Source organism: Microbacterium sp. 4R-513 (assembly GCF_011046485.1).
Classification (GTDB): Bacteria; Actinomycetota; Actinomycetes; order Actinomycetales; family Microbacteriaceae; genus Microbacterium.
On the sequence record NZ_CP049256.1, the window covers coordinates 2,153,617 to 2,176,925 of the forward strand.

The following is a 23,309-nucleotide window of genomic DNA, read 5'->3' on the forward strand; positions in this document are numbered from 1 at the left end:
ATCGGTCGTTCAGTACCAGCCGGTCGCGTTCGAGTGGCCCCACGCGGCGCACGGCGAGCCGTACGACCCGGCGATGTAGCCGAGGCCCCAGCGGATCTGCGTCGTGGCGTTGGTCTGCCAGTCGGCGCCGGCGCTGGCCATCTTGCTGCCGGGGAGGGACTGCGGGATGCCGGTCGCACCGCTGCCGGAGTTGTAGGCCTGGTAGTTCCAGTCAGACTCTCGGTCCCAGAGCGACACGAGGCACGAGAACTGACCGTCGCCCCAGCCGTACTCGGATGCCGCGATCTGGCGCGCGGCTGCCTGGGCCCCCTCGGGGGTGTTCGCGGCGGCCTGCGAGGCAGCCGCGGCGGCGGCTGCCTCGGCCTGACGCTGAGCCTCGGCGGCGGCCGCAGCGGCTGCGGCGGCCGCGGCCTCTTCAGCGGCCTTCTTCTCCTGCGCGGCCTCGAGGTTCGTGCGGAGGGTCGCCGTCTGGGCGGCGACCTTCGCGGTCTCGGCGGCCGTGTCTTCGGCGATGCCCGGAAGGAGGAGCAGGGGGAGGACCCGCATCGAAGACAGCTCAGCGATGTGATCGGTGAGCATGGACGTGTCGACGCTCGTCTCGGCCCCCACGTCCAGGCCGGACGCGGCGATGTCCGTCGCGACGAGCGACGCCTCGGTCACGGCGGTGCGCGCCGCGACGAGGGTGGTCTTCGCGTCGGTCGAGATCTCGTGGATCGACTCGGCGCGCGAGCTCGCCACCGCAGCGGGGGTCGTCGCCGCGACGACGTCGGCGAGCGACGAGCCGGCGCCGGGGTCCGCGTACGCCGACGCCGACGCGGCCGCCGTCAGTCCGGTGATCGCGACGGCGCCGATGACGGCGCCGGCGATGAGGGCGGAGGTCGAGAGGTGGCGGCGAGGACGGGCAGCGCGGAGCGCGCGACGATCAGCGAGCATACGAGTAGGCGGTTCCTTCGAGGTTGCATGGCTGTCGGCATGCGACAGCGGCGCCCCTCGGGTCGGGGCACGAAGTCCCGAGTCTGCGTGGCGTTTCTGGACGGTCCCCCAGGCTTGCCTGAGAGGAACGTGGGAGCGCCCATCTCGAAAACGGCTGATCTAGGGGCTGTTTTCCGCGTCATGGCGCGGAACGGCGGCACGTGCGCGGCGCGGCGGCCAGAACCTCGCGGCAGGCCCGCTCAGTGGGAATCGTCAGTCCGCTCGCGTACTGAGAGCAAGAGTAAGGGCCGGTCGGAGAGGCTCCCGACCGGCCCTTGTCCCTTGCACCAAGAGTGTCCTGCAATCACATGCCGGTAGCTGCCACAGCAAAACAACTACCGTGCTTGCACTCTATAACGGCGAGGTAACGGAAGGGAAGAGTTCGGCGTTATCTTTTCGTGACTCTTTTGAAAGGCATAGCCGGCGCTCAGGTCGAGGGATGCCGATCCCGCCGCTCCGCGCGGGTCCGGGCATCGGCGTGGGCGGCCGCGAGAAGCTCGAGCGCGAGCGGCATCGTGCGGTCGGCCGGGTCGACGATCGAGATCCAGCCGAGCGGACCGTAGACCGGATGCGGCAGCACGACGTCTGCGGCGGAGTAGTCGTCCGCCGAGGCATCCCTCGGATCGGTGCCGAGGAGATCGACGAAGCGCTGCCGCCCGACGTGGACGTTGAGCCTCCAGCGGCCGCCGCCGAGGCGTGAGCCGGAGTCGTCGGGGTAGTCCTTCGTCACGATCGTCGCGTACGGCTGGGTGTTCTCGGGCACCTCGCCGTCGGGGGCGTAGTAGAAGAAGTGATCGCCCCAGGCGATCTCGGGGTAGGGGCCGCCCTCCGCAGGCGCAAGCTCGAGGACCCCGTCGAAGGCGCGGACGGCGTCGAGGATCTGCTCCATGCTCATGTCCTCAGTCTGCAAAAGGGCGACCGTCCGCGCCATACCGCCGGCTCAGTCGAGCAGGCCGGCGATGATCGCATCCACCGTGCGCTCGGCGGCGGCGTCGACGTCCGTCGCGGGCAGTCCGCGCAGGGGGCCGGTGAGGGCCAGCAGCGCGAAGCCGTGCACGGCCGACCAGCACGGCCACTCGGCCCCCGGGCGGGCCGCGGCATCCAGTTCTCCCCAAGCGACGAGCCCGTCGAGGGCCGACACGAGCATCGCGAGCGGCGGCGGCATGGCGCCGGGCTCGACGGCGGGGACCGCGTCGGCGTTCCCGAATGCGACCTCGAACCAGCCCGGCTCCCGGCGGGCGAAGGCGATGTACCCGAGGCCCACCGCGCGCAGTGCGGCGCGAGCGGGGGTGAGGTGGGCGGGAGCGGGGCTCGTGAAGCCGCGCATCCGCTCCGCCATGCCTTGTTGGATGCGCGCGGCGATCGCCGCGAGGAGGGCTTCGCGATCCGCGAAGTGGCGGTAGGCGGCGTTGGGCGACACCCCGACCCGTCGCGTGGCATCGCGCAGCGACAGGGCGTCAGGGCCGCCCGTGCGGGTCAGCTCGAGGCCCGCGGTGATGAGCGCCTCGCGGAGGTTGCCGTGGTGATACGTCGGGCGGTCGCGGTCGGCGCGCGCGGCGGTCGATCGAGGCATCCCTTGACACCGCCCTCCCGATGTGTACGATGTCAACATATCATGTGTACGGTGTTCACATCATGAAGGAGCGATCGACATGACGAGTGCAGACACGGCCCGCGCGGCACTTCCGCCCGTCGTCGACTACGAGACGTGGCGGCGTGAGCTCGACGAACTGCGCGTTCGCGAGAAGGCGGCGACGCGTGAGCTCGATGCCATCGCAGCGCAGCGGCGGCGTCTGCCGATGGTGAAGCTCCCGGAGTACACACTCGTCGGCAAGGACGGCCCCGTCCGTCTCGCCGACGTCTTCGAGGGCAGGTCGCAGCTCATCGTCTACAACCACATGTGGTTCCCCGACTCCGAGTGGCAGTGCCCCGGCTGCACGGGCTTGACGTCGCAGTTCACGCGCCTGGACTTCCTCGAGCCCTACGACGCGCGCTTCGTGATCGTGACGCAGGGCCCGATCGACGATGCTCTGGCCTATCGCGAGAAGGTCGGCAACCGCATGGAGTGGTATTCGACCGCCGACAGCGATTTCGGAGCCGACATGGATGCCCCGCCCCGGGGCGGCTTCGCGGTCAACGTCTTCCTGCGCGACGGCGACGACGTCTATCGCACGTGGCACACCAACGGCCGGGGCACGGAGCAGCTGTCGCACACCTTTCCGCTCATCGACCTCCTCCCGTGGGGCCGCCAGGAGAAGTGGCAGGACGTGCCCGACGGCTGGCCGCAGGACGACACCTATTCGCGCTGGTTCTCGGCGCAGGACGTCGCCGCGCACTACGGACCGCACGGGGCCTGAGGCCGCTTCCGCGGGCGGGAAGTCGCCGGCACGTCGTAGCGTGTACGCATGCCGGAATCCCCCTTCCACTCGCTCGACGACTACATCGCCCTTCCCCGCATCGAGGCGCTCGCCCTCTCACCGGACGGCACGCGCGCCGTCCTGACGGTCGCCACCCTCAAGAAGGACGCCACGGCGTACGAGCGCTCGCTGTGGCTCGTGCCCGCCGACGGCTCGGGCGCGCCGCGGCGCCTCACCCGTTCGGCGAAGGGCGAATCCGGTGCCGCCTTCATCGGCAACGGCGATCTGCTGTTCGTGTCGGCACGCCCCGACGCCGAGGGCGAGCCCGACGAGGAGTCCGGCCAGCTGTGGGTCCTGCCGGCAAGCGGGGGAGAGGCGCGCCCCGTCACGCGGCTCGTCGGCGGCGCTTCGTCGATCGCGGCGACGGCCGCGGCATCCGATCGCGTGGTCATCGCGGCCGACCTGCTGCCCGGCGCCGAGACCCTCGAGGACGATGCCCGCCTGCGCGCGCTGCGCAAGAAGAAGAAGGTGTCGGCGATCCTCCATGACACCTATCCGGTGCGGTTCTGGGACCACGATCTCGGTCCGGCGTTCCCGCACCTGCTGGCACTCGACGTGGGCGAGCTTCGCGACACCCTCGCGGCCATCCCCGAGGAGTCGGCCGCCGAGGCCGAGGCCGCCGTCGAGGCCGCCGTGTCGGACGACGTCGCCTCCGCAGCCAAGGACGACAAGGATGCCGCGCAGCCGTATCCCTCGACGCTTCCCCGTCCCCGCGACCTCACTCCGCGACCGGTGCGCACGGCGTCGCCTGCGGGTGCGGCGCTCACGCCCGACGGCGCGACGCTCGTCGTGTCTCTGCCCGTTCCCGCAGGGCGCGACGACCGCTACCGCGTCGTTGCGATCGACACGCAGTCGGGCGAGCACACCGTTCTGTTCGACGAGCCCGACGTCGACTTCGAGATGCCCGCGGTGAGCCACGACGGACGGGCGATCGCCTTCGTGCGGACGCCGAAGAGCACGCCCGCCGGCCCCAACCACTCGGAGCTCTGGACGTCCGCCATCGACGGGTCGGGCGCTCGCCGGATCGCCGCGGAATGGGACCGGTGGGCGACGAGCATCGCCTTCGACGCCGGCGACGCCGCCCTCGTCGTGACGGCCGACCACGACGGCCGAGGGCCGGTGTTCCGCATCGGACTGGATCGCGGCGACGTCGAGCAGCTGACCGACGACGGGTTCGCGTACTCGCACGTGTCGGTCGACGAGCAGACCGGCGACGTCGTCGCCCTGCGCTCGTCGTGGGTGGCGCCGTCGCATCCGGTCCGCATCGCGCGGGACGGTCGCGTCACGCCGCTCGCGAGCCCGGTCGCCCTGCCGACGACACCGGGCACCATGACCGAGGTCGAGGCGACCGCCGAAGACGGCGCGCGGGTGCGCGGATGGCTGCTGCTGCCCGAGGGCGCGTCCGACGAGAACCCCGCGCCGCTGCTGCTCTGGATCCACGGCGGTCCGCTCAACAGCTGGAACGCGTGGAGCTGGCGGTGGAACCCGAACCTCGCCGTCGCCCAGGGCTACGCGGTCCTGCTGCCCGATCCCGCGCTCTCGACGGGCTACGGGCTCGACTTCATCGCCCGCGGCTGGAACGCGTGGGGAGCCTCGCCTTACACGGACCTCCTCGCGATCACCGATGCCGTCGTCGCGCGCGGCGACATCGACGAGTCGCGCACGGCCGCGATGGGCGGCTCGTTCGGCGGCTACATGGCGAACTGGGTCGCCGGTCACACGGATCGCTTCAAGGCGATCGTCACGCATGCCAGCCTCTGGGCTCTCGACCAGTTCGCGGGCACGACCGACTCGTCGGCGTACTGGCAGAGCATCTTCACGGAGCAGGCGATGATCGAGAACTCGCCCCATCGGTTCGTCCGCGAGATCCGCACACCCATGCTCGTCATCCACGGCGACAAGGACTACCGCGTGCCGATCGGGGAGGGCCTGCGACTGTGGTCGGAGCTCAACGAGCACTTCGGCGCCGAGGACGGCACGGTGCCCCACCGCTACCTCTACTTCCCCGACGAGAACCACTGGGTGCTCAAGCCCCAGCACGCCGTGGTCTGGTATCAGACGGTCTTCGCGTTCCTCGATCAGCACGTCCGAGGTCGGGACTGGGTGCGTCCCGAGGCGCTCGGGTGAGCGCTGCCGCACACGACATCCGGCTCATCGCCGTCGACATGGACGGCACCCTCCTCGACGGCGACGGGCACATCCCCGACGCGCTGTGGCCGCTCCTCGACGAGCTCGACGAGCGCGGCATCCTGTTCGCACCGGCCAGCGGGCGGCAGCTCGCGACGCTCCAGCGCTCGTTCGACCACGCGCGCGACGACGTCGTGTACATCGCCGAGAACGGCGCGTACGTCGTGCGGGGCGAGGATGAGATCAGCAGCGACACGCTCGACGCGGGGTTCGCGGCATCCGTCGTCCGGCGCGTGCGGTCCTTCGTGGGTCGCGGGTTCGACGCGGGAGTGGTCGTGTGCGGCAAGCGCTCCGCCTACATCGAGAGGACGGATGCGTCGTTCCTCGCCGAGTCCGATAAGTACTACGCGAAGCTCCAGACCGTCGATGACCTCCTCACCGTGGACGACCAGATCCTGAAGCTCGCGATCTACGACTTCGGCGAGGCCGAGAAGACGACGGCACCGGAGCTGGACGACCTGCGCGAGACCCATCAGGTCGTCGTGTCGGGGCATCACTGGATCGACGTCATGAACGGCGACGTCAACAAGGGCATCGCGCTGCAGAAGCTGCAGGCGGCTCTCGGCATCGACCGGTCGCAGACGGCGGCGTTCGGCGATTACCTGAACGACCTCGAACTGCTCGATGCGGCGGCGATGTCGTTCGCGATGTCGAACGCCCACCCCGACGTGCTCGCCCGTGCCCGGTACCGGGCGCCGTCGAACGTCGAACTCGGGGTGCTGACGACGATCCGGCGGATCCTCGACGGTGAGCCGCTCGAAGAGGCTGCGCCGGCGCGCTGACATCGCGGGATGTCAGGGGCAGGATGGACCTATGCCCACGATCCCTACTGTGACTCTGAACGACGGAACGGCCTTCCCGGAGCTCGGGCTCGGCACCTACAACCTGCGAGACGCCCAGGGCGTCGATGCGATGGTCGCCGCCATCTCGAACGGCTACCGCCTGCTCGACTCCGCCGTCAACTACAAGAACGAGCGCGAGGTCGGCGAAGCGGTGCGCCGCGCAGACGGCGAGCTCGGCGTCGGGCGCGACGAGCTGATCGTCACGACGAAGATCCCCGGCCGCGACCACGGCTACGACGCGACGATGGGCAGTGCCGAGGCATCCGTCGCCACGCTCGGCCTGGAGCGGATCGACCTGTACCTCATCCACTGGCCCAATCCGAGCGTCGGCAAGTACCTCGAGACGTGGCAGGCGATGATCGCCCTGCGCGAGGGCGGCCTCGTAGGGTCGGTCGGCGTCTCGAACTTCACTGACGCGATGCTCACCGAGCTCATCGACGAGACGGGCGTCACCCCCGCCGTCAACCAGGTCGAGCTGCACCCGTACTTCCCGCAGAACGAGCTGCGCGCGTTCCACCGCGAGCACGGCATCCGCACCGAGAGCTGGAGCCCGCTGGCCCGGCGCACCGAGCTGCTGAGCGAGCAGGTCGTCGGCGACATCGCCGCCGCGCACGGGGTGACCCCGACCCAGGCGGTGCTCCGCTGGCACGTGCAGCTCGGATCGACTCCGATCCCCAAGTCGGCCGACCCCGAGCGTCAGATCGAGAACGCCGACGTCTTCGGCTTCGAGCTGACCGACGACGAGGTCGCGGCGATCTCGGGTCTCGAGCGCGGACGTCTGTGGGGCGGCGACCCGAATTCGCACGAAGAGATGTGACCCGGCAGCCCCGGCGGGTTCAGGGGCCTGGGTTCAGGATTCCGCGCGCTGCAGCGTGAGCCACTCGTCGAAGGTCTGAGCACCGAGCACCGCATCCGACCCCGGCAGGAGCGACCCGTCGCGCTGCGCGCGCCCGAAGTCGCCCGGCAGGCTGACCGGCACGATGCGGGGCGATAGGCCGGTGGCCTGTGCATAGGCGCGCACCATCTCGACGAGCGACTCCTCCCGCGGCCCGCCGAAGTCCGCCGCGCGTCCGCCGACCGGCTCCGCCTCGGCCAGATCGACCAGGCGCGCGCCCACCTCGGCGACTGCGACGGGCTGCGTGCGCATGCGGGGTGCGAAGTGCATCGGACCCTTGTGCCCGATGTGCCAGATCTGGCGCGAGAACTCGTGGAACTGCGTCGTGCGCGCGATCGTGAACGGGACTCCGGATGCCTCGGCGGCGTGCTCCTGCGCGAGCTTCCCGCCGTACAGCGCATACGAAGCGGCGCGGTCGCAGCCGACGATCGAGAGGACCACGAGGTGGCGCGCGCCGCCGCGTGCGAGGTTGCGAATGACGGCCTTGTGAAACCCCGTGGGGTCGATGTTGCCGCGCACGCCCGAGGCGTCGATGATCGCCTCGACGCCGTCGAGGGCGGCGGCGACACCGTCGCCCGAGACGAGATCGATGCCGGTCGACCTCGCCAGCACGACGACGTCGTGACCCCGCGAACGAGCCGTCGCGACGGCTTCGGAACCGGCCTGACCCGTGCCTCCTGCGACCGCGATCCTCATGTGCGCCCTCCCTCGGATGGGTGCGCGGCGGTGTCGTCCGCCGCGCTGGGCCCGACGCTACCCCCGTCGGCGGGGGACCGGTGCGGCGGTCTCTCGTCCTGGAGAGGCCGCGGTGCCAGCTCTGCAGGCTCGGGGAGGGCGAGCCCCGGTGGGCTGGGCTCGACGTCCGGCTGCTCGAGGGTCGCCAGCAGCACGCCCGCGAGCGCGATGGCGCCGCCGATCGCCTTCACCGGATCGAGCGGTTCACCGAGCAACAGGGCGAACCCGTAGCCCAGGGCCGGGATGGCCGCCGTCGCGACGCCCGAAATGGCAGCCGGCACGCGCTCGGCGCCGTAGTTGAAGAGCACGAGCGTCGGCGCCGTGACGACGAGCGCGAGGGCGAGGATGCTCAGGATGCCGCGCACATCCGTCGGCACGGCCGCCGTGCCGACGGCCAGCTCCCATCCGAACCAGGGCAGCATGAGCGCGGTGCCCCAGATGCCCGTCGCGGTCGCCAGCACGATCGCGTCCGGCCGGTCCGGCCGCTCGCCGTCGCGGCGCAGGAGCACGGTGTAGATCGCGTAGGAGGCGAGGGCGACGACGTTGAGCACGACGCCGAGATCGAGGCGGAATCCGGATGCCGCGACCAGCCCGACGCCCATCGTGGCGAGGGCGAGGCCCACGATCGTGCGGCGCGTCAGGCGCTCGCGCAGCATCGCGACCGCGGCGATGGCGGTGAGGACCGGCAGGAGCGAGACGACGAGCGCCGCCGTGCCGGGCGTGGTGAACAGCAGGCCGATGTTGGCGAACGAGTAGTAGAGCGTGACGCCCGTGAGGCCGAGGAGGATCGTGCGGGGCTCGCGCAGGGTCCGCAGGAACAACGGCCGACGTGCGGCGATCGGCACCAGCACGACGAGGGCGATCGCGAAGCGCGACACCGACAGCACCGCGGGCGACGCGGTCTCGAGCGCCCACCCCGACAGCACGTACGCCGCCGACCACAGCACGACCGAGAGCCCGATCGCGCCGAGGGGCAGCCAGCGCTTCGACACGACGAGTCATTCTAGGCGCCACCCGGCGCGCGGCTCGGTCGAGTCGAACTCGCAGACCGCGCCCGGCGCGCGGCCTGGTGGAGCCGAGTGTGCCGGCCCGTCAGGTCGTGTGCAGGATCTCGCAGTCAGTCCCCGGGGACAGGATCGTCTCGTGCCCGTCGTCGTATCGCACGACGAGCAGCGGATCGTCTTCGTGTCCGCGGATCTCGATGACCTCGCCGGTCCGCTCCACCATTCCGACCGCTCGCCCGTGGATGAGCACGCGGTCGCCGACGCTGGCTCGCATGGCGCACCTCCTGCGCGTCACGCTACGCCGCGGGGGCGCACCGCCAAAAGGGGGAGAGGCGAGAACCGTTGCGCGAGAGGGACTAGAGGCGCGCCCCGTCGTCGTCCTGGTCGTACAGATCGGGTGTGCGCCCTCGCTGCGACTCGTACGCGATGATCCAGCCGAGAGCGACGACGGCCGCGATCACCAGGCCGAGCCAGATGCTGCCGAGGACGAGCCCGATGATCGCGCCGACGATAAGCATGATGATCGAGCCGACGATCCAGCCCACGCGGCCCTTGGGCCAGCCCCGTCCGGATCCCCCGGCACCCGATTGCGTCATGGCGTCAGCCTAGGGGCGGCCGCGCGGCGGGGGACAGCCGGACCCGCGGCATCCACCCCTTCCGGAGGAGGGAAGCGCCGTCTATTGCTGCGGCGCGTTGAGCGACACCATCCAGTCGACGCCGAACTTGTCGGTGAGCATGCCGAACTTGCCGCCCCACGGCGGGGTGTCGTACGGCATCGTGACGTTGCCGCCGGCGGAGAGGGCGTCCCAGTAGCCCTGGAGCTGTGCCTCGTCTTCGCCGCTCACCGAGACGGCGACCCCCGCGGGCGCCTCGTAGGGCATGCGGTCCGGCGTGTCGGAGGCCATGAGGACGAAGCCGTCGGGGCTCGTGAGCTGCGAATGCATGACGAGGTCGTTCTCGGCCGGGTCTTCGACCATGCCGGGGAAGTCCCCGAACGTCGAGATCTGAAGGTCGCCGCCGAAGACGCTCCGATAGAACTCGATCGCTTCGCGGGCGTTGTTCTTGAACGAGAGGTAGGGGTTCAGGATGGGCATGCCGATCTCCTGGGGTGTGTCGGGTGGGATGGATGCCGCGACCGGCCCGCGGCGCCACCCAGTGTCCTCGGGGCCTCCGACATCTGCAAGAGCACCGAGGCGAGGCGCGCCGTGGATCAGGACGCGGCGGCCGCGGCATCCTTCCCCGCCGCCCAGTCCAGCGCGACGGGAAGCTCCGAGAGCTTGAATCGACGGAGCTCGGCAGACGAGAGCGACCCCAGTCCTTTGACGAGCTCGCCCAGGATCCGGTGGTCGGTGACGAGCGCGACGCGTCCCCAGCTGTGCTCGGGCTTGCCCTCGAGCAGCATGTCCTGCCACAGCGCGCTGAGCGAGTAGCGCGAGAACTCCGCGCCCAGCACATAGACGAGATTGACCTTCTTGCCCTTCGCGATCCAGGCGTCGATCGCGGGGTCGAGCACCTTCCGGTAGTCGGCGGCGTCGACGGTTCCCACGGCACGGAAGCCCAGCACACCCTCGGGCAGGTCAGGGAGCGGCTCGATCATGCCCTCATCCTGGCCCCCGGGATCGCCGGCCGAAAGGTGGTTGACTCAGCGTTCCCGATGGTCCTCGGGGTGCAGCCGCGGCCCCCGGCGCGCTTCGCGCACGCCCGACGCGCCGATCAGGCGGATGACCCGCTGGCGGTGACCCTTCCACGGCGCGAGGAGCTCCAGCATCCCGTCGTCGTCCGTCCGCGCGCCGGTGAGGGCGAAGCCGACCTCGTGGGCCAGGTGGTAGTCGCCGACGCTCACGGCGTCGGCATCGCCGAAGGCGCGGATGCGCGTCTCGGCGCTCGTCCACGGTCCGACGCCCCGCAGACTCGTGAGGATGCGCTCGTGCGCATCGCCATCGGGCGCCTCGGCGATGACCCGCAGGAGCGACTCACCCCGGCGCGCGCACTCGACCACGGCGCGCGACTGCGGCGGCTCGAGCCCCGCGCGGTGCCAGGCCCACGACGGGATGCGCCGCCATTCCTCGACGGTCGGCGGAGCGAACATCGGGCGCGGCGTCGGACCGGGCGCCCGCACGCCGAACCACGAGACGATGCGCCGCCACGCGCCGAACGCCTGCATGCCGGTGACCTTCTGCTCGAAGATCGCGCTGGCGAGGGCGTCGAAGAAGAGGTCGGTGCGGCTGAGCCGAAGCCCCGGGTTGAGATGGTGCGCATCGGCGATGAGCGGATGCCGCGCCGCGTCGAATCCGGTCGGGTCGTCGCCCGCCCCGCACAGCGCCGGCAGCTGCGCGAGCGCCCAGCCGGCACCCGGCCCCCACGCGGCGCCCTTCACCACGCCGGGCGAGGTCTCGCGGAGCGCGAGCGTCGCGACGCCGTCCGGCGTGCGGCTCGCCCTCCAGATGACGGCGGCATCGGTCGTCATGGTCGGGTCGCCCGCGCCGCGCCGCTGGTACAGCACGGTGCGACGGAGGTCGAGCGGATGGGTCGGTCGGTACTCAGTCTCGATCGGCCGGCCATGGTCGGGCCGGGGATCGCGGGGTCGCTGTCTCGCCGGCGCGCCCGAGGCGGCGCGGATGCGCGACAGCGAGGTGGTCATGGGCTCACCCTACGCGCCTGCCCCCGACATCCTGGTGCCGTCCGCACGACCGATCGACGACACGCCGTGGCGAGGCCGCCGGGGCCCGGCGCGCCGCCCGCAGACCGTGCGAACGGCACGAGCGGGGACGCCGGACGGCGGGCGGTGCGAGTGTCAGAAGCGGTCGGGAGACGGCGTGCCGTGCCCGTACCGGATGACGACGTCGGCGTGCCGGTCGAAGCGGTAGCCGACCCCGCGCACGGTGCGCACGATGTCTTCATAGCGACCGAGCTTGGCGCGCAGGCGGCGCACGTGCACGTCGATCGTGCGCTCCCCGGGAGCCTCTTCGTCGCCCGCGTGCCACAGCGACGACACGAGCTCGGTGCGCTCGATCGTGCGGCCCTCCCGCAGCACGAGGTACTGCAGCAGCTCGAACTCCTTGAAGGTGAACGCAGCCGACTCGCCCTCGATGAGCACGCGCTTGCGCGAGATGTCGACGACGACCCCGCCGGGGGCGCGGTCCTCTTCCTCTGTCTCATCCTGCTTCGTGCGTGCGATCGCCGAGGGCTCGTGCAGCGCGAGGCGGACGACGTCGACGTCGCGGCCCCCGGAGCCGACCGGCGCGAGAGCCACGGTCGCGTAGGTCTCGGCGTTGGGCGCCAGCTCCGAGATCGTCCGGCGGAGCGCCTCGACGATCGTGCCGAGCGAGACGCCGGCGGCGGCGGCCTTCGCCTCGTCGAGACCGACGTAGAGGGCGAAGCCTCGGGGCGCCGTCCCGGGCGGCAGGGCCCGCTGTGCGGGAGCCTCGGCGGCGGGAGCCGGCTCGGGCGAGACGGTGGGGACGGGGGCGGTCACGGCGCGGAGGTGGCGGACGGGGGCGGTGCGCTCGAGAAGGGCGGTGTTCGACATGATGATGAAAGTCCTTGGGGGTGTCCGGCGGAGCCGGTGGGTGCGTTGCGATTCGGCCGAGACGGCCGGGCCCATGAGAAGGGCGATGTGCGAGGCATCCGGAGTCGCGCTCATGGCGCTCTCTCGGGCCTCGGGGACTCTTCGCGCGCGATTCAGATCAAGCGGCGCGAGAGTCGGCTGGTGTCACCGATTTAGCGGCACATTCGACAACACATGGCAACGCGGCCGGCCATCATCATGCCGGCAGTCCCGTTCGCCTCCAAGGCGGACAGAGAGCGTGCGTTGTCAGTCATGCGCCGATTATGTCCGAGTGCGTCGGAATGTGTCAAATCGCACGGATGGCGGGCCTCGACGATGACGAAATATGACACTTTGCTCAGTCAGGCGAAAGAGGACCCTCCTGCCGCCTTCGCGTCCGCCGAACACCCGCGCTCATTCGGCGCCGGCTCCGTGCAGCGGGCGTACCCTTTCGGGGTGACCCAGCTGACCTTCGCACACGAGCCGGATGCCTCGCGGTACACGCTCTCCCAGGGGTCGGACCTCGTGAGCGTCCTCGACTACCGCGACGACGGGCGCAGCGTCGCCATGACCCGCGCCTACACCGTCCCCACCTTCCGCGGGCACGGCTACGCCGGAGAGGTCGTCGATCGGGCCGTCGCCGAGCTCGAGGCGAAGGGCGACCGCTCGGTCATCCCGGTGTGCTGGTACGTCGCGGACTGGTTCGCCGCCCACCCCGAGCGCTCGGCGATTCTTCAGCACCGCCGCTCGGCGTAGCATCCGGGCCGGGCGCCGCGTACGCTGACGCCGTGGACATCGAGTCGGTCTTCACCGCCATCGCCGTCGGCTTCGAGGTCGTCGGCGCCGCTGTCATGGTCGTCGGCTTCATCATGGCGGTGGTGCTCGGCATCCGCTCCCTCTCACGCGGCGAAGGTGCGCACGCCGCCTACACGGCGTTGCGCACGACCCTCGGCGCCGCGATCCTGCTGGGCCTCGAGGTGCTCGTCGCCGCCGACCTCGTCCGCACGATCACCTCCAAGCCCTCGCTCGAGGATGCCCTGATCCTCGGCATCATCGTCATCATCCGGACGATCCTCTCGATCTCGATCCAAATCGAGATCGACGGCGTCGCGCCGTGGCGGCGTGCCCTCCTGACGAACGGCGGCCAGCTGCTCGGGCAGGCTGTCGCTCGGGATCGGGATGCCGCGGCCCGCGCCGCCGCTCCGCCCGACCCGTCCGCTCGGCCGTCCTGACCCGACCCCGGCCCCGCCGTAGCCCCCGGGTCGGCGATCGTCAACCCCATGCGGGGCGGCCCGGCCCGGGTGAGGCTGGGATCGTCGAGAGGAGCGGGCGATGCGCGAAGAGAAGCGGGATCTTCCCGAAGGTGTGATCAACGCCGACCCGGCCGGGGGGCTGGGAGAGCGCTCAGTCGGCCGACGGCGAGACCGCCGAGGAGTCGGACATGCAGCACGACGCTGCGATCACGGACGGCTGGGTGTCCGGCATCCCGCAGGCGAAGAACGCCGCGGGGACGGGCGGCGGAACGGACGTGGGACAGGTCGAGGGGGACGTTCCGACGCAGGGGGCGGACCCCGATCTGGCGGCGGACGCGGACACGGAAGAGGAGCAGTGACATGTCGACCACGGGCAACGAGAACGAGCAGCCGGGTGTGAACTACCCCGATCGCAACGACGCCGACGGCGCAGCAGGCACCCCCGCGGGCGGTGAGCCCGTGCGCGGCGACCAGCGCAGCATGGAAGGCGAGAACGCCGAGGTGCCCGTGCAGCGTGAAGTGGAGAACCCCGAGCAGGCGGCCGGCGTGCCCGGTGCCGGCGCCGCGGAAGAGGGCTGGAGCGGGTCGTTCCCGCCCCCGAGCGACGAGCCCACGCATCAGGCGGTCGGGGTCGGCGTGATCGACGACGACACGACCGATCCGCAGGCGGCCGGCGGCACGCCCGGTGGTCAGTCGCAGAGCGGCCAGGACGGCCCTACCTACGGCGGTCAGGCCGAGGGCGGTCATCAGGGTCAGGACGGCGGTCGCGAGACCATGACCGTCGGCGAGGCTCAGAGGCAGGGCGCGCTCGGCACCGAGCAGGAGCAGAACCTCCCCGCCATGTCGCAGAACAACGCCAACGACGTCGAGAAGATCTCGGGGATCGTGGTGCAGACCCGCGACGACATCGCTTCCACGCAGCCCGAGCGCGTCTACGACGTGCTCAAGCAGCGGCTCGAGCAGTCCGGCATCGACCTGCCCGACGGGGAGATCCAGGAGCTCGCGCGCCAGATCACGACGGGCGACGCGTAACCCGCGGCATCCATCACGGTCGCTTCGTGATCAGCTGGACGCTGATCAGGAAGGGGCCACGGACCGATCAGGCGACCGCGCAGGCCGCCTCGAAGCACGAGGCCACGCCGATCGGCCGGGGCCACGGAGCCACCTGACGCGGAGCCCGCGCCGGCGCTCGGTGCTCGGCGAGGTAGGCCTTGCGCTCGCGGATCGCGGCGAGGACGGCTCGCTCGCGCTCGCGGAATGCCGACTCGTGACGGAACTGCGTTTCTGCGCCATGGACGATCGAGAGCATGATTCCTCCGTTGGTTCCGATGTCTGAAACCTACGCGCGGGTTACGACATTGCCGGGCGGGCCGAAGCTGGCAGGAATCGCGCGATCTGCGGCCATCCGAGCGCGTTACAGTGGCGCCGTGAGCGACTACCAGGTGCTGGAGATGGGCGGCCTCGACGAGTGGCGGGAGCACTACGGCGGCTTCCGACCGACGACCTCGCGGGACGGCCGGCGCGTCGTCGACCACGAGCTGGCGATGCAGTACATCGGGCTCACGGCGAACGCCTTCGAGCCGGGTGAGCAGGCGGGCTACTGGCACGCCCACGCGAAGATCGAGGAGCTCTACGTCTTCCTCCAGGGCCGCGGCCAGATGGGACTCGACGACGACGTCGTCGACGTCGGTCCCGGCACGGTCGTCCGCGTCGGACAGGGCGTCTGGCGGACGTGGCGCTGCCTGCCCGACAGCCCCGAGGAGCTCCGCTGGCTGTGCATCCGCGCCGGCGGCTACGCGCTTCCGGAGTTCCCCGACGACAGCGAGCGCGACGAGCACCGGCCCTCACCCTGGTGAGCCGCTCCTGAGCCGCGACTCACGTCCGCTCGGCGAACCGGACGATGAGCTCGGCGGCGGGCGCGGCATCCCGGATCATCGTCTCGTGGCCGTGCTCCGGGATCTCGGCGAGGGTCGCATCGGGGAGCAGCCTCACGACCTCCTGGCACCATTCGAGCGGCGCCACCCGGTCGTCGTCGCCCCGCAGCACGAGGACGGGCGCGTGGACGCGGGGGAACGCCTCTTCCGGGCGGTGCACGAGCATCGCGCGCATCTTCGTGCGCACGTTCGGTCCCGCCCGGAGGTACTCGCGGGCGCCCCGGGACCACACGACAGGGCTTTCGATCGCGATGTCGCGCAGCAGCCTCCCGAGCTGGGCGGATGCCGTCCGGGCCCGCGGATCGACGGTGGGGCCCGCGAGCACGAGACGACGAACGGACGACGGATGCCTCGCCCCCACCTCGACGGCGATCTGAGCGCCCATCGAGTGCCCGATGATCGTCACGTCGGGGTGGTCGTGCTCGCGCAGATACGCCGAGACGACGTCGGCGTTGCGCTCCACCGTGAGGGTGCGCGGCGGCTCGGGCGCCTCGCCGTAACCCGGCAGGTCGATCGCCACCACCCGGCCGTGATGGCCCAGGCGCTGCGTGAGGTCAGAGAAGACGCTCCGGCCCATGCCGATCCCGTGCACGAGCACGAAGGTGCGCGGTCCGTCCCCCGTGCGCTCCGCGACGATCGTCGCGCCGCGCCACGTGAAGCGCGCGACGTGTCCGGGGGAGACCATCCCTCGACGCTACCCGAGCGATGAGGACGCATTTGTTGGGTTTGACCACGAAACTCTTGCGCCCCGGCGGAAGGTGTGCGTAGCATGCTGTCGAAGCGCTTCGCGAAGCGCTTCGACTCCCGGCTCGATCGGGAGTCGCAGCCGAGTTGCGGCGATGGCAGCCGCACGGAAACGACGGAGTCGACGTGGCGAAGATCAACGAGGTGGCCGAGGCCGCCGGCGTCTCGATCAGCACCGTGTCGTACGCCCTGAGCGGCAAGCGCCCCGTCTCGCCGGCCACCCGGATCCGCATCGAGAAGGCCGTGCGCGAGCTGGGATACAGCCCGAACGCCGGCGCGCGCATGCTCGCCGGGAGCCGCACCCAGATCTTCGCGCTGACCGAGCCGCTCCGCCGCGACACGCACGCCCCGACCCACATGTCGTTCGTGCTCGCGACCGCTGTCGCAGCGCGACGCAACGACTACGACATCCTCCTGCTCACAGAGGAGCAGGCCTCCGCCGGCATGGCACGGGTCGCCTCGAGCGGGCTCGTCGACGCGATCCTCGTTCTCGACGTCGCGCCCGACGATGAGCGGGTGGCGCTCGCGCGGGCGATCGACACGCCCTGCGTCTTCATCGGCGTGCCCGACGACCACGAGGGCCTCATCTGCGTCGATCTCGATTTCGACGCTGCCGCGGTGCTGGCCGTCGACCGGCTCGCCGACGCGGGTCACCGCGCCATAGGACTCGTCGGGCAGACCCAGGTCGCGTACGAGAAGTCGAACTTCCCGCCGCGGGTCCGCCGGGCGTTCGAGCGGCGGGCCGGGGAACGAGGCATCCGTCACGACTTCCGGGTGTCGGGCGACCGGCAGACGAGCGCAGAGGTGACGCGCTCCGCCGTCTCGGAGCTTCTCGACGGGGGCGCGACAGCGCTCCTCGTGCACGGCGCCGACGATGTGCACGCCGCCGTGCTCGCCGAGCTGCAGAACCGTGAGCTCTCCGTCCCCGGCGACGTGTCGCTCGTGTCCGTCGCGGCATCCTTCGACACTGCCGGCCTGCCGCTCCCCGTCGACGTGATCCCGCTCATGCCCGAGCCGTCGTGCGATCTCGCCGTCGACCTCGCCGTCCGCAGCCTCGGTCCTCACGACCGGCCGACACCCGGACTCCACCTGATCCCGCCCACCTACTACGACCGGGGTTCGGTCGCCGCGCCGGCCCGCCGGCAGGGCTGACCGCGCTCGCCGACTCTCCGCACACAACTCGATACCGCACCCGCATCACCATTGTCGAAGCGCTTCGATGCGCTCGGCCCACCACCCCCACCCCGACAGGGGACCAAGAAAGGAGTGCCGAAGATGGCACGCATCACCAAGAGAAGGACCCTCGCGGTCGCCGGGGCCCTCGCCGTCGCCGCCCTCGCGCTCGCCGGGTGCTCGGGTTCGGGCTCGGACTCGGGCTCGGACGGCGACACGCTCAAGCTCTGGCACTACGAGAGCGAAGACAGCGCCATGGGCAAGGCCTGGAACGAGGCCATCAAGACGTTCGAGAAGGAGACTGGCGCGAAGGTCGAGTTCGAGGAGAAGTCCTTCGAGCAGATCCAGAAGACCGCGAGCCAGGTGCTCGACACGGATGCCGCTCCCGACCTCATGGAGTTCAACAAGGGCAATGCGACCGCGGGCTTCCTCGCCTCGACAGGTCTCATCTCGGACATCTCGGACGCCGTTGACGAGTACGGCTGGGCCGACAAGCTGGCGCCGTCGCTGCAGACGACCGCCAAGTACTCCGAAGACGGAGTCATGGGCGGCGACACCTGGTACGGCGTGCCGAACTACGGCGAGTTCGTCGGCGTCTACTACAACAAGGACGCCTTCGCCGCGGCAGGCCTGGAGATCCCCACGACGTACGACGAGTTCGTGAAGGTGCTCGACGCCTTCGTCGCGAAGGGCATCACGCCCCTCGCCGAGGCCGGAGCCGAATACCCGCTGGGTCAGCTCTGGTACCAGCTGGCGCTGTCGAAGGCCGACCGGTCCTTCGTCGACGACTACCAGCTCTACAAGAACCCTGTGGACTGGCAGGGCCCCGAGATCTCCTACGCGACCGACACGCTCAAGGAGTACGTCGACAAGGGCTACATCGCGAAGGATGTCTCGTCCGTCAAGGCCGAGGACGCCGGGGTCTCGTTCATCAACGGCACCGCGCCGATCTTCGTCTCGGGCTCGTGGTGGTACGGCCGCTTCGTCGAGGAGGCCACCGGCTTCGACTGGACGATGACCGCCTTCCCGGGCGCCGACCTGTCGCTCGGCTCGTCGGGCAACCTGTGGGTCGTACCCGAGAATGCGGCCAACAAGGAGCTCGCCTACAAGTTCATCGACATCACGATGCGCCCCGAGATCCAGGCGATCATCGGCAACAACGGAGGCCTGCCCGTCGCCGCCGATCCCGCTGACATCACCGACGCGAAGAGCCAGGAGCTCATCGCGACGTTCAACGGCATCCTCGACGACGACGGCCTCTCGTTCTACCCGGACTGGCCCGCGCCCGGCTTCTACGACGTGATCGTGCAGGAGTTGCAGGGCCTCGTCACCGGGACGCAGGACGCGGAGACGACGAACGCCAACCTCGGCGCCCAGTACGACGAAGGAACAGCGGACTTCCGCTGACCGACACGCGGGGGCGGTGACTCGCCTCGCCGCCCCCGCCCCCTCAACGGAGTCGAACATGTCAGTCCTCACCCGCGCCGAGAGCGCCGCCCGCGCCGAGACCGGCGCCACCCGTGCCGACGGCAGGAGCCGCAAGGCGCGCACCAAGCTTCCTCCCGAGGAGCCCGCGATCCCGCAGCGCAAGGGAGGCACGGCCGGCTACTGGCTCTACCTCCTGCCGGGCTTCGTCCTGCTCCTCGTGATCATCGTCATCCCGCTCATCTTCAACGTGTATCTGACGTTCACGAAGTGGCGCGGCGTGCGCAGCCCCGAGTTCATCGGGCTCGACAACTGGGCCAAGGTCTTCACCGATGAGGACTTCTGGACCTCGTTCGTCAACTCCATCTGGATGGTCGTCGCGATGGTCGTGCTCCCCACGATCATCGGCCTCGTCGTGGCAGCGCTCCTCTTCGACGTCGTCGGACGCAAGTTCGGCGGCAAGGTCGGCAGCTTCCTCCGCGCGACCTACTACCTGCCGCAGATCCTCCCGATCGCCGTCGCCGGGATCGTGATCGGCTGGATCTTCCGGCCCGGTGCGACAGGTGCGATGAACCAGCTGCTGGGCGTTCTCGGCATCCCACCCGTCGACTGGCTCGGCCAGATGCCGTCGGCGCTCCTCGTCCTCATGGCCGTGCTCGTGTGGGTGCAGATCGGCTACCCGATCGTCGTCTTCATGGCCGCCCTGCAGCGCGTCGACCCCGAGCTCTACGAAGCCGCGGAGCTCGACGGCGCGAACTGGTTCCAGCGGTTCTCGGCCATCACGCTGAGCATCATCCGCCCCGAGGTCTTCGTCGTGACCCTCACCTGCACGATCGCGGCGCTCAAGGTCTTCGGGCCCGTGTACGTCATCACCCAGGGCGGACCGGCCGGCGCGACCCTCGTCCCGGCGTACTACGCCTACACCGAGTTCTTCACGAAGCGGAACATCGGATACGGCGCCACGATCGCGACGGTCCTCACGATCCTCGTCGTCATCGTCTCGATCATCTTCATCCGCGCGCAGAGCTCGCTGGAGCGCAAGGAAAGGGCCGGGCTCTGATGGCCGCCACCACCGCAATCGTCACGGGCAAGCCCCGCCGCCCCCGGGGCGGCATGACCAAGAAGCGGCCGCTCGACTGGGTGCTGCTCGTCGCCGTCATCCTCGGCGCCATCGTCATCGTCGTGCCCTTCTACCTGATCCTCGTGAACGCCTTCAAATCGCCGATCGAGTACGCCACCTCGGGGCCTTTCGCCCTTCCGCAGGCGATCGACCTGTCCGGCATCGAGAAGTTCTGGAACCGCGTCAACTTCCCCGAGAAGGTGTGGAACTCGATCTTCATCTCGGCCGTCGTGTCGGTGCTCGCAGTCCTGATCTCGGTGCTCAACGCCTTCGCGATCGGCATCGGCCGGGTGCGCGGCCGCACGTGGATCGTGCTGCTCTTCCTCCTCGCGAACCTGCTGCCGCAGGAGGCGCTGCTCTACCCGCTGTACTACATGTTCAAGTCGGTTCACCTGTACGACAACGTGTGGTCGGTCATCATCGTCTTCACCGTCGTTCAGGCGGCCTTCGGCACCTACCTCCTGTCCTCGGTCTTCGGCACGTTCCCGAAGGAGATACTCGAGGCGGCGTCCCTCGACGGAGCGGGTCGGTGGAAGATCCTGTGGCGGGTGGTGTTCCCCATCAGCCGGCCCACGCTCGCGGTGCTGCTGATCTTCTTCTTCATCTGGACGTGGAACGAGTTCCTCATCCCGCTGACGTTCCTCGCGTCGAACTCGAACCAGACGGTTCCGGTGGCGATCAGCGTGCTGCAGGGCGATCGGCTCATGGACGTCACCACGACGGCCGGGTCGGCGCTCCTCGGGATCATCCCCACGCTCATCTTCTTCCTCATCTTCCAGCGCACTCTCACACGCGGCATCACGGCAGGAGCGGTCAAGTAATGAAGTTCACCGACGGGTTCTGGCAGCTGCGCCCGGGCGTCACGGCTCTGTACGCCCAGGAGGCGTACGACATCTGGAAATCGTCGGCCTCGCCGGACGGCGACGGCCTCGTCATCACCGCCCCCACCACGGTGATCAGCCGCCGCGGCGACACGCTCAACCGGCCCGTGCTGACCGTGACCCTTTCGTCGCCCCTCGAGGGTGTCGTGCGGGTCCGCATCTCGCACCACACCGGCCGCGGCTGGCACGGTGGCTTCGATCTTCCGGGTGCCGTCGAGGGCGGCGCGGGCGAGGCATCCACCGACGACAACGGGGGAGTGCTGAGCACCGGGCCGCTCACGGCACGGGTCGCACCCGACGCGCCCTGGTCGCTGTCGTTCGAGGTGGACGGGAAGCGCGTCACCGGGTCTGGCCACAAGGCGCAGGGCTACATCCAGCTCGCCGACGGCGCCGATGTGTCGCACGGCGTCGCGGGCAACGCGCGCAGCGGCCTCGGAGCGCCGACCTCGCACACGTATGTCCATGAGCAGCTCGACCTCGGCGTCGGAGAGCTCATCTACGGCCTCGGCGAGCGCTTCGGACCCGTCGTCAAGAACGGCCAGACCGTCGACATCTGGAACGCCGACGGCGGCACGTCGAGCGAGCAGTCCTACAAGAACGTGCCCTTCTACCTCTCCAACCGCGGCTACGGCGTCTTCGTCAACGACCCCGGGCATGTCTCGTACGAGATCGGGTCGGAGGCCGTCGAGCGCGTGCAGTTCTCGGTCGCGGGGGAGGAGCTCGAGTACTTCGTCATCGCCGGTCCGACGCCGAAGGACGTGCTGAGCCGGTACACGGCGCTCACCGGACGGCCGCCGGTCGTGCCCGCGTGGTCGTACGGTCTGTGGCTGTCGACGTCGTTCACGACCGACTACGACGAGGCGACGGTGACGTCGTTCATCGACCAGATGGCCGCGCGGGAACTGCCGGTCTCGGTCTTCCACTTCGACTGCTTCTGGATGCGCGAGTTCAACTGGTGCGACTTCGAGTGGGACCCGCGCACCTTCCCCGACCCGGACGGCATGCTCGCGCGCCTGCGCGACAAGGACCTCCGGGTGTGCGTGTGGATCAACCCCTACATCGGTCAGCGCTCGCCGCTGTTCGCGGAGGCCGCGGCGCAGGGCTTCCTCGTCAAGCGTCCCGACGGCTCGGTGTGGCAGTGGGACCTGTGGCAGGCGGGCATGGGGTTGGTCGACTTCACGAATCCGGATGCGACCGCGTGGTTCCAGGCGCATCTGCGGCGCCTGCTCCACCAGGGCGTCGACTGCTTCAAGACCGACTTCGGCGAGCGCATCCCGCTCGAGGTCGAGTACTTCGACGGCTCCGATCCGTCGCGCATGCACAACCTCTACACGCAGCTCTACAACAAGGCCGTGCACGACGTCCTCGTCGAGGAGCGGGGCGAGGGCGACGCCGTCGTCTTCGCCCGGTCGGCGACGGCCGGCGGCCAGTCGATGGCCGTGCACTGGGGCGGCGACTCGACGTCGACCTTCGCCTCGATGGCCGAGACGCTCCGGGGCGGCCTGTCGCTCGCGATGAGCGGCTTCGCGCACTGGAGCCATGACATCGGCGGGTTCGAGGGGACTCCGGATGCCGCGGTCTACAAGCGCTGGACCGCCTTCGGTCTGCTCGGCTCGCATTCGCGGTTCCACGGCTCGAACTCGTACCGGGTGCCGTGGGCGTTCGACGACGAGGCGGTCGAGGTCACGCGGGTCTTCACGCATCTCAAGATGCGTCTCATGCCGTACCTGTTCCAGGCGGGGGTGGATGCCGCGTCCACCGGAGTGCCGGTCCTCCGGCCGATGCAGCTCGAGTTCTGCGACGACCCGGCCGTCGGTCACCTCGACCGGCAGTACATGCTGGGATCATCGATCCTCGTCGCACCCGTCTTCTCGGAGTCGGGCGAGGTCGAGTTCTACCTTCCCCGCGGCACCTGGACCGACCTGCTCACCGGCGAGGTCGTGCGCGGCGGCGGCTGGCGCAAGGAGGACCACGGGTTCACGTCGCTCCCGCTCTACGTGCGGGGCGGAGCGGTCATCCCGTGGGGCGCGCGGACGGACCGCCCCGACTACGACTACCTCGACGGCCTGCAGCTGCGGGTCTTCCCGGGCGGGGAGGGCGAGGCATCCGTCACCGTCACGAACCCCGACGGACGCGCCCAGACGTTCACGGTCGACCTGTCGGAGGTGACGAAGTGACAT

The 23,309-nt window shown here is 70.2% G+C and carries 27 protein-coding genes; 14 read left to right on the top strand and 13 right to left on the bottom strand.

Going from position 1 to position 23,309, the window contains the following annotated elements:
- Positions 1–9: 9 nt before the first annotated feature.
- The 3 genes from G5T42_RS09340 to G5T42_RS09350 all read right to left on the bottom strand — a co-directional run bounded on the left by G5T42_RS09340 (position 10) and on the right by G5T42_RS09350 (position 2,545).
- On the bottom strand, positions 10–933 hold the full coding sequence (locus tag G5T42_RS09340) for a phospholipase (protein WP_165127946.1): 924 nt from the start codon (positions 931–933) through the stop codon (positions 10–12).
- A gap of 466 nt (positions 934–1,399) precedes the next feature.
- The gene (locus G5T42_RS09345) at positions 1,400–1,867 is read right to left on the bottom strand and encodes a DUF6194 family protein (RefSeq protein ID WP_206535608.1); all 468 of its coding nucleotides are present in this window, start codon (positions 1,865–1,867) and stop codon (positions 1,400–1,402) included.
- A gap of 45 nt (positions 1,868–1,912) precedes the next feature.
- Positions 1,913–2,545, bottom strand: a complete 633-nt coding sequence (locus tag G5T42_RS09350) for a TetR-like C-terminal domain-containing protein (protein WP_165127948.1) — start codon at positions 2,543–2,545, stop codon at positions 1,913–1,915.
- A gap of 79 nt (positions 2,546–2,624) precedes the next feature.
- On the opposite strand from G5T42_RS09350, the gene G5T42_RS09355 reads away from it, so the two are divergent.
- Genes G5T42_RS09355 through G5T42_RS09370 form a run of 4 tightly spaced genes read left to right on the top strand, consistent with a single transcriptional unit; the run spans position 2,625 to position 7,235 of the window.
- The gene (locus G5T42_RS09355) at positions 2,625–3,329 is read left to right on the top strand and encodes a DUF899 family protein (protein WP_165127950.1); all 705 of its coding nucleotides are present in this window, start codon (positions 2,625–2,627) and stop codon (positions 3,327–3,329) included.
- Between the two features lie 48 nt (positions 3,330–3,377).
- Positions 3,378–5,516, top strand: a complete 2,139-nt coding sequence (locus tag G5T42_RS09360; RefSeq protein ID WP_165127952.1) for an alpha/beta fold hydrolase — start codon at positions 3,378–3,380, stop codon at positions 5,514–5,516.
- A complete protein-coding gene (locus tag G5T42_RS09365) occupies positions 5,513–6,358 on the top strand; it encodes a Cof-type HAD-IIB family hydrolase (RefSeq protein WP_277601744.1) in 846 nt (281 codons plus the stop codon). Before G5T42_RS09360 ends, G5T42_RS09365 begins: the two co-directional genes overlap by 4 nt.
- 31 nt (positions 6,359–6,389) lie before the next feature.
- The gene (locus G5T42_RS09370; RefSeq protein WP_165127954.1) at positions 6,390–7,235 is read left to right on the top strand and encodes an aldo/keto reductase; all 846 of its coding nucleotides are present in this window, start codon (positions 6,390–6,392) and stop codon (positions 7,233–7,235) included.
- 33 nt (positions 7,236–7,268) lie between these two features.
- Here G5T42_RS09370 and G5T42_RS09375 read toward each other — a convergent pair whose 3' ends face one another.
- The 8 genes from G5T42_RS09375 to G5T42_RS09410 all read right to left on the bottom strand — a co-directional run bounded on the left by G5T42_RS09375 (position 7,269) and on the right by G5T42_RS09410 (position 12,581).
- On the bottom strand, positions 7,269–8,009 hold the full coding sequence (locus tag G5T42_RS09375; RefSeq protein ID WP_165127956.1) for an SDR family oxidoreductase: 741 nt from the start codon (positions 8,007–8,009) through the stop codon (positions 7,269–7,271).
- Positions 8,006–9,040: a DMT family transporter gene (locus G5T42_RS09380; protein WP_165127958.1), complete on the bottom strand. Its 1,035-nt coding sequence runs from the start codon at positions 9,038–9,040 to the stop codon at positions 8,006–8,008. The genes G5T42_RS09375 and G5T42_RS09380 overlap by 4 nt, the downstream gene beginning before the upstream one ends.
- A gap of 100 nt (positions 9,041–9,140) precedes the next feature.
- A complete protein-coding gene (locus G5T42_RS09385) occupies positions 9,141–9,326 on the bottom strand; it encodes a DUF1918 domain-containing protein (protein ID WP_165127960.1) in 186 nt (61 codons plus the stop codon).
- A gap of 82 nt (positions 9,327–9,408) precedes the next feature.
- Positions 9,409–9,648: a hypothetical protein gene (locus tag G5T42_RS09390; RefSeq protein ID WP_165127962.1), complete on the bottom strand. Its 240-nt coding sequence runs from the start codon at positions 9,646–9,648 to the stop codon at positions 9,409–9,411.
- An 81-nt stretch (positions 9,649–9,729) separates the two neighbouring features.
- Complete coding sequence (locus tag G5T42_RS09395; RefSeq protein ID WP_165127964.1) at positions 9,730–10,146, bottom strand: VOC family protein; 417 nt, start codon at positions 10,144–10,146, stop codon at positions 9,730–9,732.
- Positions 10,147–10,262: 116 nt separating this feature from the next.
- Entirely contained in the window at positions 10,263–10,649 is a 387-nt protein-coding gene (locus G5T42_RS09400; protein WP_165127966.1) for an STAS/SEC14 domain-containing protein, read from the bottom strand.
- Between the two features lie 45 nt (positions 10,650–10,694).
- Positions 10,695–11,693 carry a DNA-3-methyladenine glycosylase 2 family protein gene (locus tag G5T42_RS09405; RefSeq protein ID WP_206535609.1) on the bottom strand — a complete coding sequence of 333 codons (999 nt, stop codon included), beginning with the start codon at positions 11,691–11,693 and terminating at the stop codon, positions 10,695–10,697.
- A 153-nt stretch (positions 11,694–11,846) separates the two neighbouring features.
- Positions 11,847–12,581: a winged helix-turn-helix domain-containing protein gene (locus G5T42_RS09410; protein WP_165130174.1), complete on the bottom strand. Its 735-nt coding sequence runs from the start codon at positions 12,579–12,581 to the stop codon at positions 11,847–11,849.
- Positions 12,582–13,055: 474 nt separating this feature from the next.
- Between G5T42_RS09410 and G5T42_RS09415 the strand changes: the two genes are divergently transcribed.
- The 4 genes from G5T42_RS09415 (at position 13,056) to G5T42_RS09430 (ending at position 14,884) form a co-directional block, all read left to right on the top strand.
- Positions 13,056–13,355: a GNAT family N-acetyltransferase gene (locus G5T42_RS09415; RefSeq protein ID WP_241245764.1), complete on the top strand. Its 300-nt coding sequence runs from the start codon at positions 13,056–13,058 to the stop codon at positions 13,353–13,355.
- Between the two features lie 32 nt (positions 13,356–13,387).
- A complete protein-coding gene (locus G5T42_RS09420) occupies positions 13,388–13,831 on the top strand; it encodes a DUF1622 domain-containing protein (protein ID WP_165127970.1) in 444 nt (147 codons plus the stop codon).
- A gap of 209 nt (positions 13,832–14,040) precedes the next feature.
- On the top strand, positions 14,041–14,211 hold the full coding sequence (locus G5T42_RS09425) for a hypothetical protein (RefSeq protein ID WP_165127972.1): 171 nt from the start codon (positions 14,041–14,043) through the stop codon (positions 14,209–14,211).
- Position 14,212: 1 nt separating this feature from the next.
- The gene (locus G5T42_RS09430; protein WP_165127974.1) at positions 14,213–14,884 is read left to right on the top strand and encodes a hypothetical protein; all 672 of its coding nucleotides are present in this window, start codon (positions 14,213–14,215) and stop codon (positions 14,882–14,884) included.
- Between the two features lie 67 nt (positions 14,885–14,951).
- On the opposite strand, the gene G5T42_RS09435 is transcribed toward G5T42_RS09430, so the two are convergent.
- Complete coding sequence (locus tag G5T42_RS09435; RefSeq protein ID WP_165127976.1) at positions 14,952–15,161, bottom strand: hypothetical protein; 210 nt, start codon at positions 15,159–15,161, stop codon at positions 14,952–14,954.
- A 118-nt stretch (positions 15,162–15,279) separates the two neighbouring features.
- Here G5T42_RS09435 and G5T42_RS09440 point away from each other — a divergent pair, with 118 nt between their 5' ends.
- Positions 15,280–15,708 (top strand): cupin domain-containing protein, encoded by a 429-nt coding sequence (locus G5T42_RS09440; protein WP_165127978.1) that lies wholly within the window; start codon positions 15,280–15,282, stop codon positions 15,706–15,708.
- Positions 15,709–15,727: 19 nt separating this feature from the next.
- Here G5T42_RS09440 and G5T42_RS09445 read toward each other — a convergent pair whose 3' ends face one another.
- Positions 15,728–16,471: an alpha/beta hydrolase gene (locus G5T42_RS09445; protein WP_165127980.1), complete on the bottom strand. Its 744-nt coding sequence runs from the start codon at positions 16,469–16,471 to the stop codon at positions 15,728–15,730.
- 185 nt (positions 16,472–16,656) lie between these two features.
- On the opposite strand from G5T42_RS09445, the gene G5T42_RS09450 reads away from it, so the two are divergent.
- The 5 genes from G5T42_RS09450 to yicI all read left to right on the top strand — a co-directional run bounded on the left by G5T42_RS09450 (position 16,657) and on the right by yicI (position 23,306).
- Positions 16,657–17,682, top strand: coding sequence for a LacI family DNA-binding transcriptional regulator (locus G5T42_RS09450; protein ID WP_165127982.1), 1,026 nt, complete (start codon positions 16,657–16,659; stop codon positions 17,680–17,682).
- 123 nt (positions 17,683–17,805) lie between these two features.
- Positions 17,806–19,110: an extracellular solute-binding protein gene (locus G5T42_RS09455; RefSeq protein ID WP_165127984.1), complete on the top strand. Its 1,305-nt coding sequence runs from the start codon at positions 17,806–17,808 to the stop codon at positions 19,108–19,110.
- A gap of 58 nt (positions 19,111–19,168) precedes the next feature.
- Positions 19,169–20,188: a sugar ABC transporter permease gene (locus G5T42_RS09460; RefSeq protein ID WP_165127986.1), complete on the top strand. Its 1,020-nt coding sequence runs from the start codon at positions 19,169–19,171 to the stop codon at positions 20,186–20,188.
- Positions 20,188–21,069 (top strand): carbohydrate ABC transporter permease, encoded by an 882-nt coding sequence (locus tag G5T42_RS09465; protein WP_165127988.1) that lies wholly within the window; start codon positions 20,188–20,190, stop codon positions 21,067–21,069. Before G5T42_RS09460 ends, G5T42_RS09465 begins: the two co-directional genes overlap by 1 nt.
- Positions 21,069–23,306 (top strand): alpha-xylosidase, encoded by a 2,238-nt coding sequence (gene yicI / locus G5T42_RS09470; RefSeq protein ID WP_165127990.1) that lies wholly within the window; start codon positions 21,069–21,071, stop codon positions 23,304–23,306. Before G5T42_RS09465 ends, yicI begins: the two co-directional genes overlap by 1 nt.
- Positions 23,307–23,309: the final 3 nt, after the last annotated feature.

Bases quoted from the DNA above. Each gene is read 5' to 3' on its own strand.
- G5T42_RS09340 (WP_165127946.1), bottom strand. From the start codon at position 933: ATGCTCGCTGATCGTCGCGCGCTCCGCGCTGCCCGTCCTCGCCGCCAC.
- G5T42_RS09345 (WP_206535608.1), bottom strand. From the start codon at position 1,867: ATGAGCATGGAGCAGATCCTCGACGCCGTCCGCGCCTTCGACGGGGTC.
- G5T42_RS09350 (WP_165127948.1), bottom strand. From the start codon at position 2,545: ATGCCTCGATCGACCGCCGCGCGCGCCGACCGCGACCGCCCGACGTAT.
- G5T42_RS09355 (WP_165127950.1), top strand. From the start codon at position 2,625: ATGACGAGTGCAGACACGGCCCGCGCGGCACTTCCGCCCGTCGTCGAC.
- G5T42_RS09360 (WP_165127952.1), top strand. From the start codon at position 3,378: ATGCCGGAATCCCCCTTCCACTCGCTCGACGACTACATCGCCCTTCCC.
- G5T42_RS09370 (WP_165127954.1), top strand. From the start codon at position 6,390: ATGCCCACGATCCCTACTGTGACTCTGAACGACGGAACGGCCTTCCCG.
- G5T42_RS09375 (WP_165127956.1), bottom strand. From the start codon at position 8,009: ATGAGGATCGCGGTCGCAGGAGGCACGGGTCAGGCCGGTTCCGAAGCC.
- G5T42_RS09385 (WP_165127960.1), bottom strand. From the start codon at position 9,326: ATGCGAGCCAGCGTCGGCGACCGCGTGCTCATCCACGGGCGAGCGGTC.
- G5T42_RS09390 (WP_165127962.1), bottom strand. From the start codon at position 9,648: ATGACGCAATCGGGTGCCGGGGGATCCGGACGGGGCTGGCCCAAGGGC.
- G5T42_RS09395 (WP_165127964.1), bottom strand. From the start codon at position 10,146: ATGCCCATCCTGAACCCCTACCTCTCGTTCAAGAACAACGCCCGCGAA.
- G5T42_RS09400 (WP_165127966.1), bottom strand. From the start codon at position 10,649: ATGATCGAGCCGCTCCCTGACCTGCCCGAGGGTGTGCTGGGCTTCCGT.
- G5T42_RS09405 (WP_206535609.1), bottom strand. From the start codon at position 11,693: ATGACCACCTCGCTGTCGCGCATCCGCGCCGCCTCGGGCGCGCCGGCG.
- G5T42_RS09410 (WP_165130174.1), bottom strand. From the start codon at position 12,581: ATGTCGAACACCGCCCTTCTCGAGCGCACCGCCCCCGTCCGCCACCTC.
- G5T42_RS09425 (WP_165127972.1), top strand. From the start codon at position 14,041: ATGCAGCACGACGCTGCGATCACGGACGGCTGGGTGTCCGGCATCCCG.
- G5T42_RS09430 (WP_165127974.1), top strand. From the start codon at position 14,213: ATGTCGACCACGGGCAACGAGAACGAGCAGCCGGGTGTGAACTACCCC.
- G5T42_RS09435 (WP_165127976.1), bottom strand. From the start codon at position 15,161: ATGCTCTCGATCGTCCATGGCGCAGAAACGCAGTTCCGTCACGAGTCG.
- G5T42_RS09445 (WP_165127980.1), bottom strand. From the start codon at position 16,471: ATGGTCTCCCCCGGACACGTCGCGCGCTTCACGTGGCGCGGCGCGACG.
- G5T42_RS09455 (WP_165127984.1), top strand. From the start codon at position 17,806: ATGGCACGCATCACCAAGAGAAGGACCCTCGCGGTCGCCGGGGCCCTC.
- G5T42_RS09460 (WP_165127986.1), top strand. From the start codon at position 19,169: ATGTCAGTCCTCACCCGCGCCGAGAGCGCCGCCCGCGCCGAGACCGGC.
- G5T42_RS09465 (WP_165127988.1), top strand. From the start codon at position 20,188: ATGGCCGCCACCACCGCAATCGTCACGGGCAAGCCCCGCCGCCCCCGG.
- yicI (WP_165127990.1), top strand. From the start codon at position 21,069: ATGAAGTTCACCGACGGGTTCTGGCAGCTGCGCCCGGGCGTCACGGCT.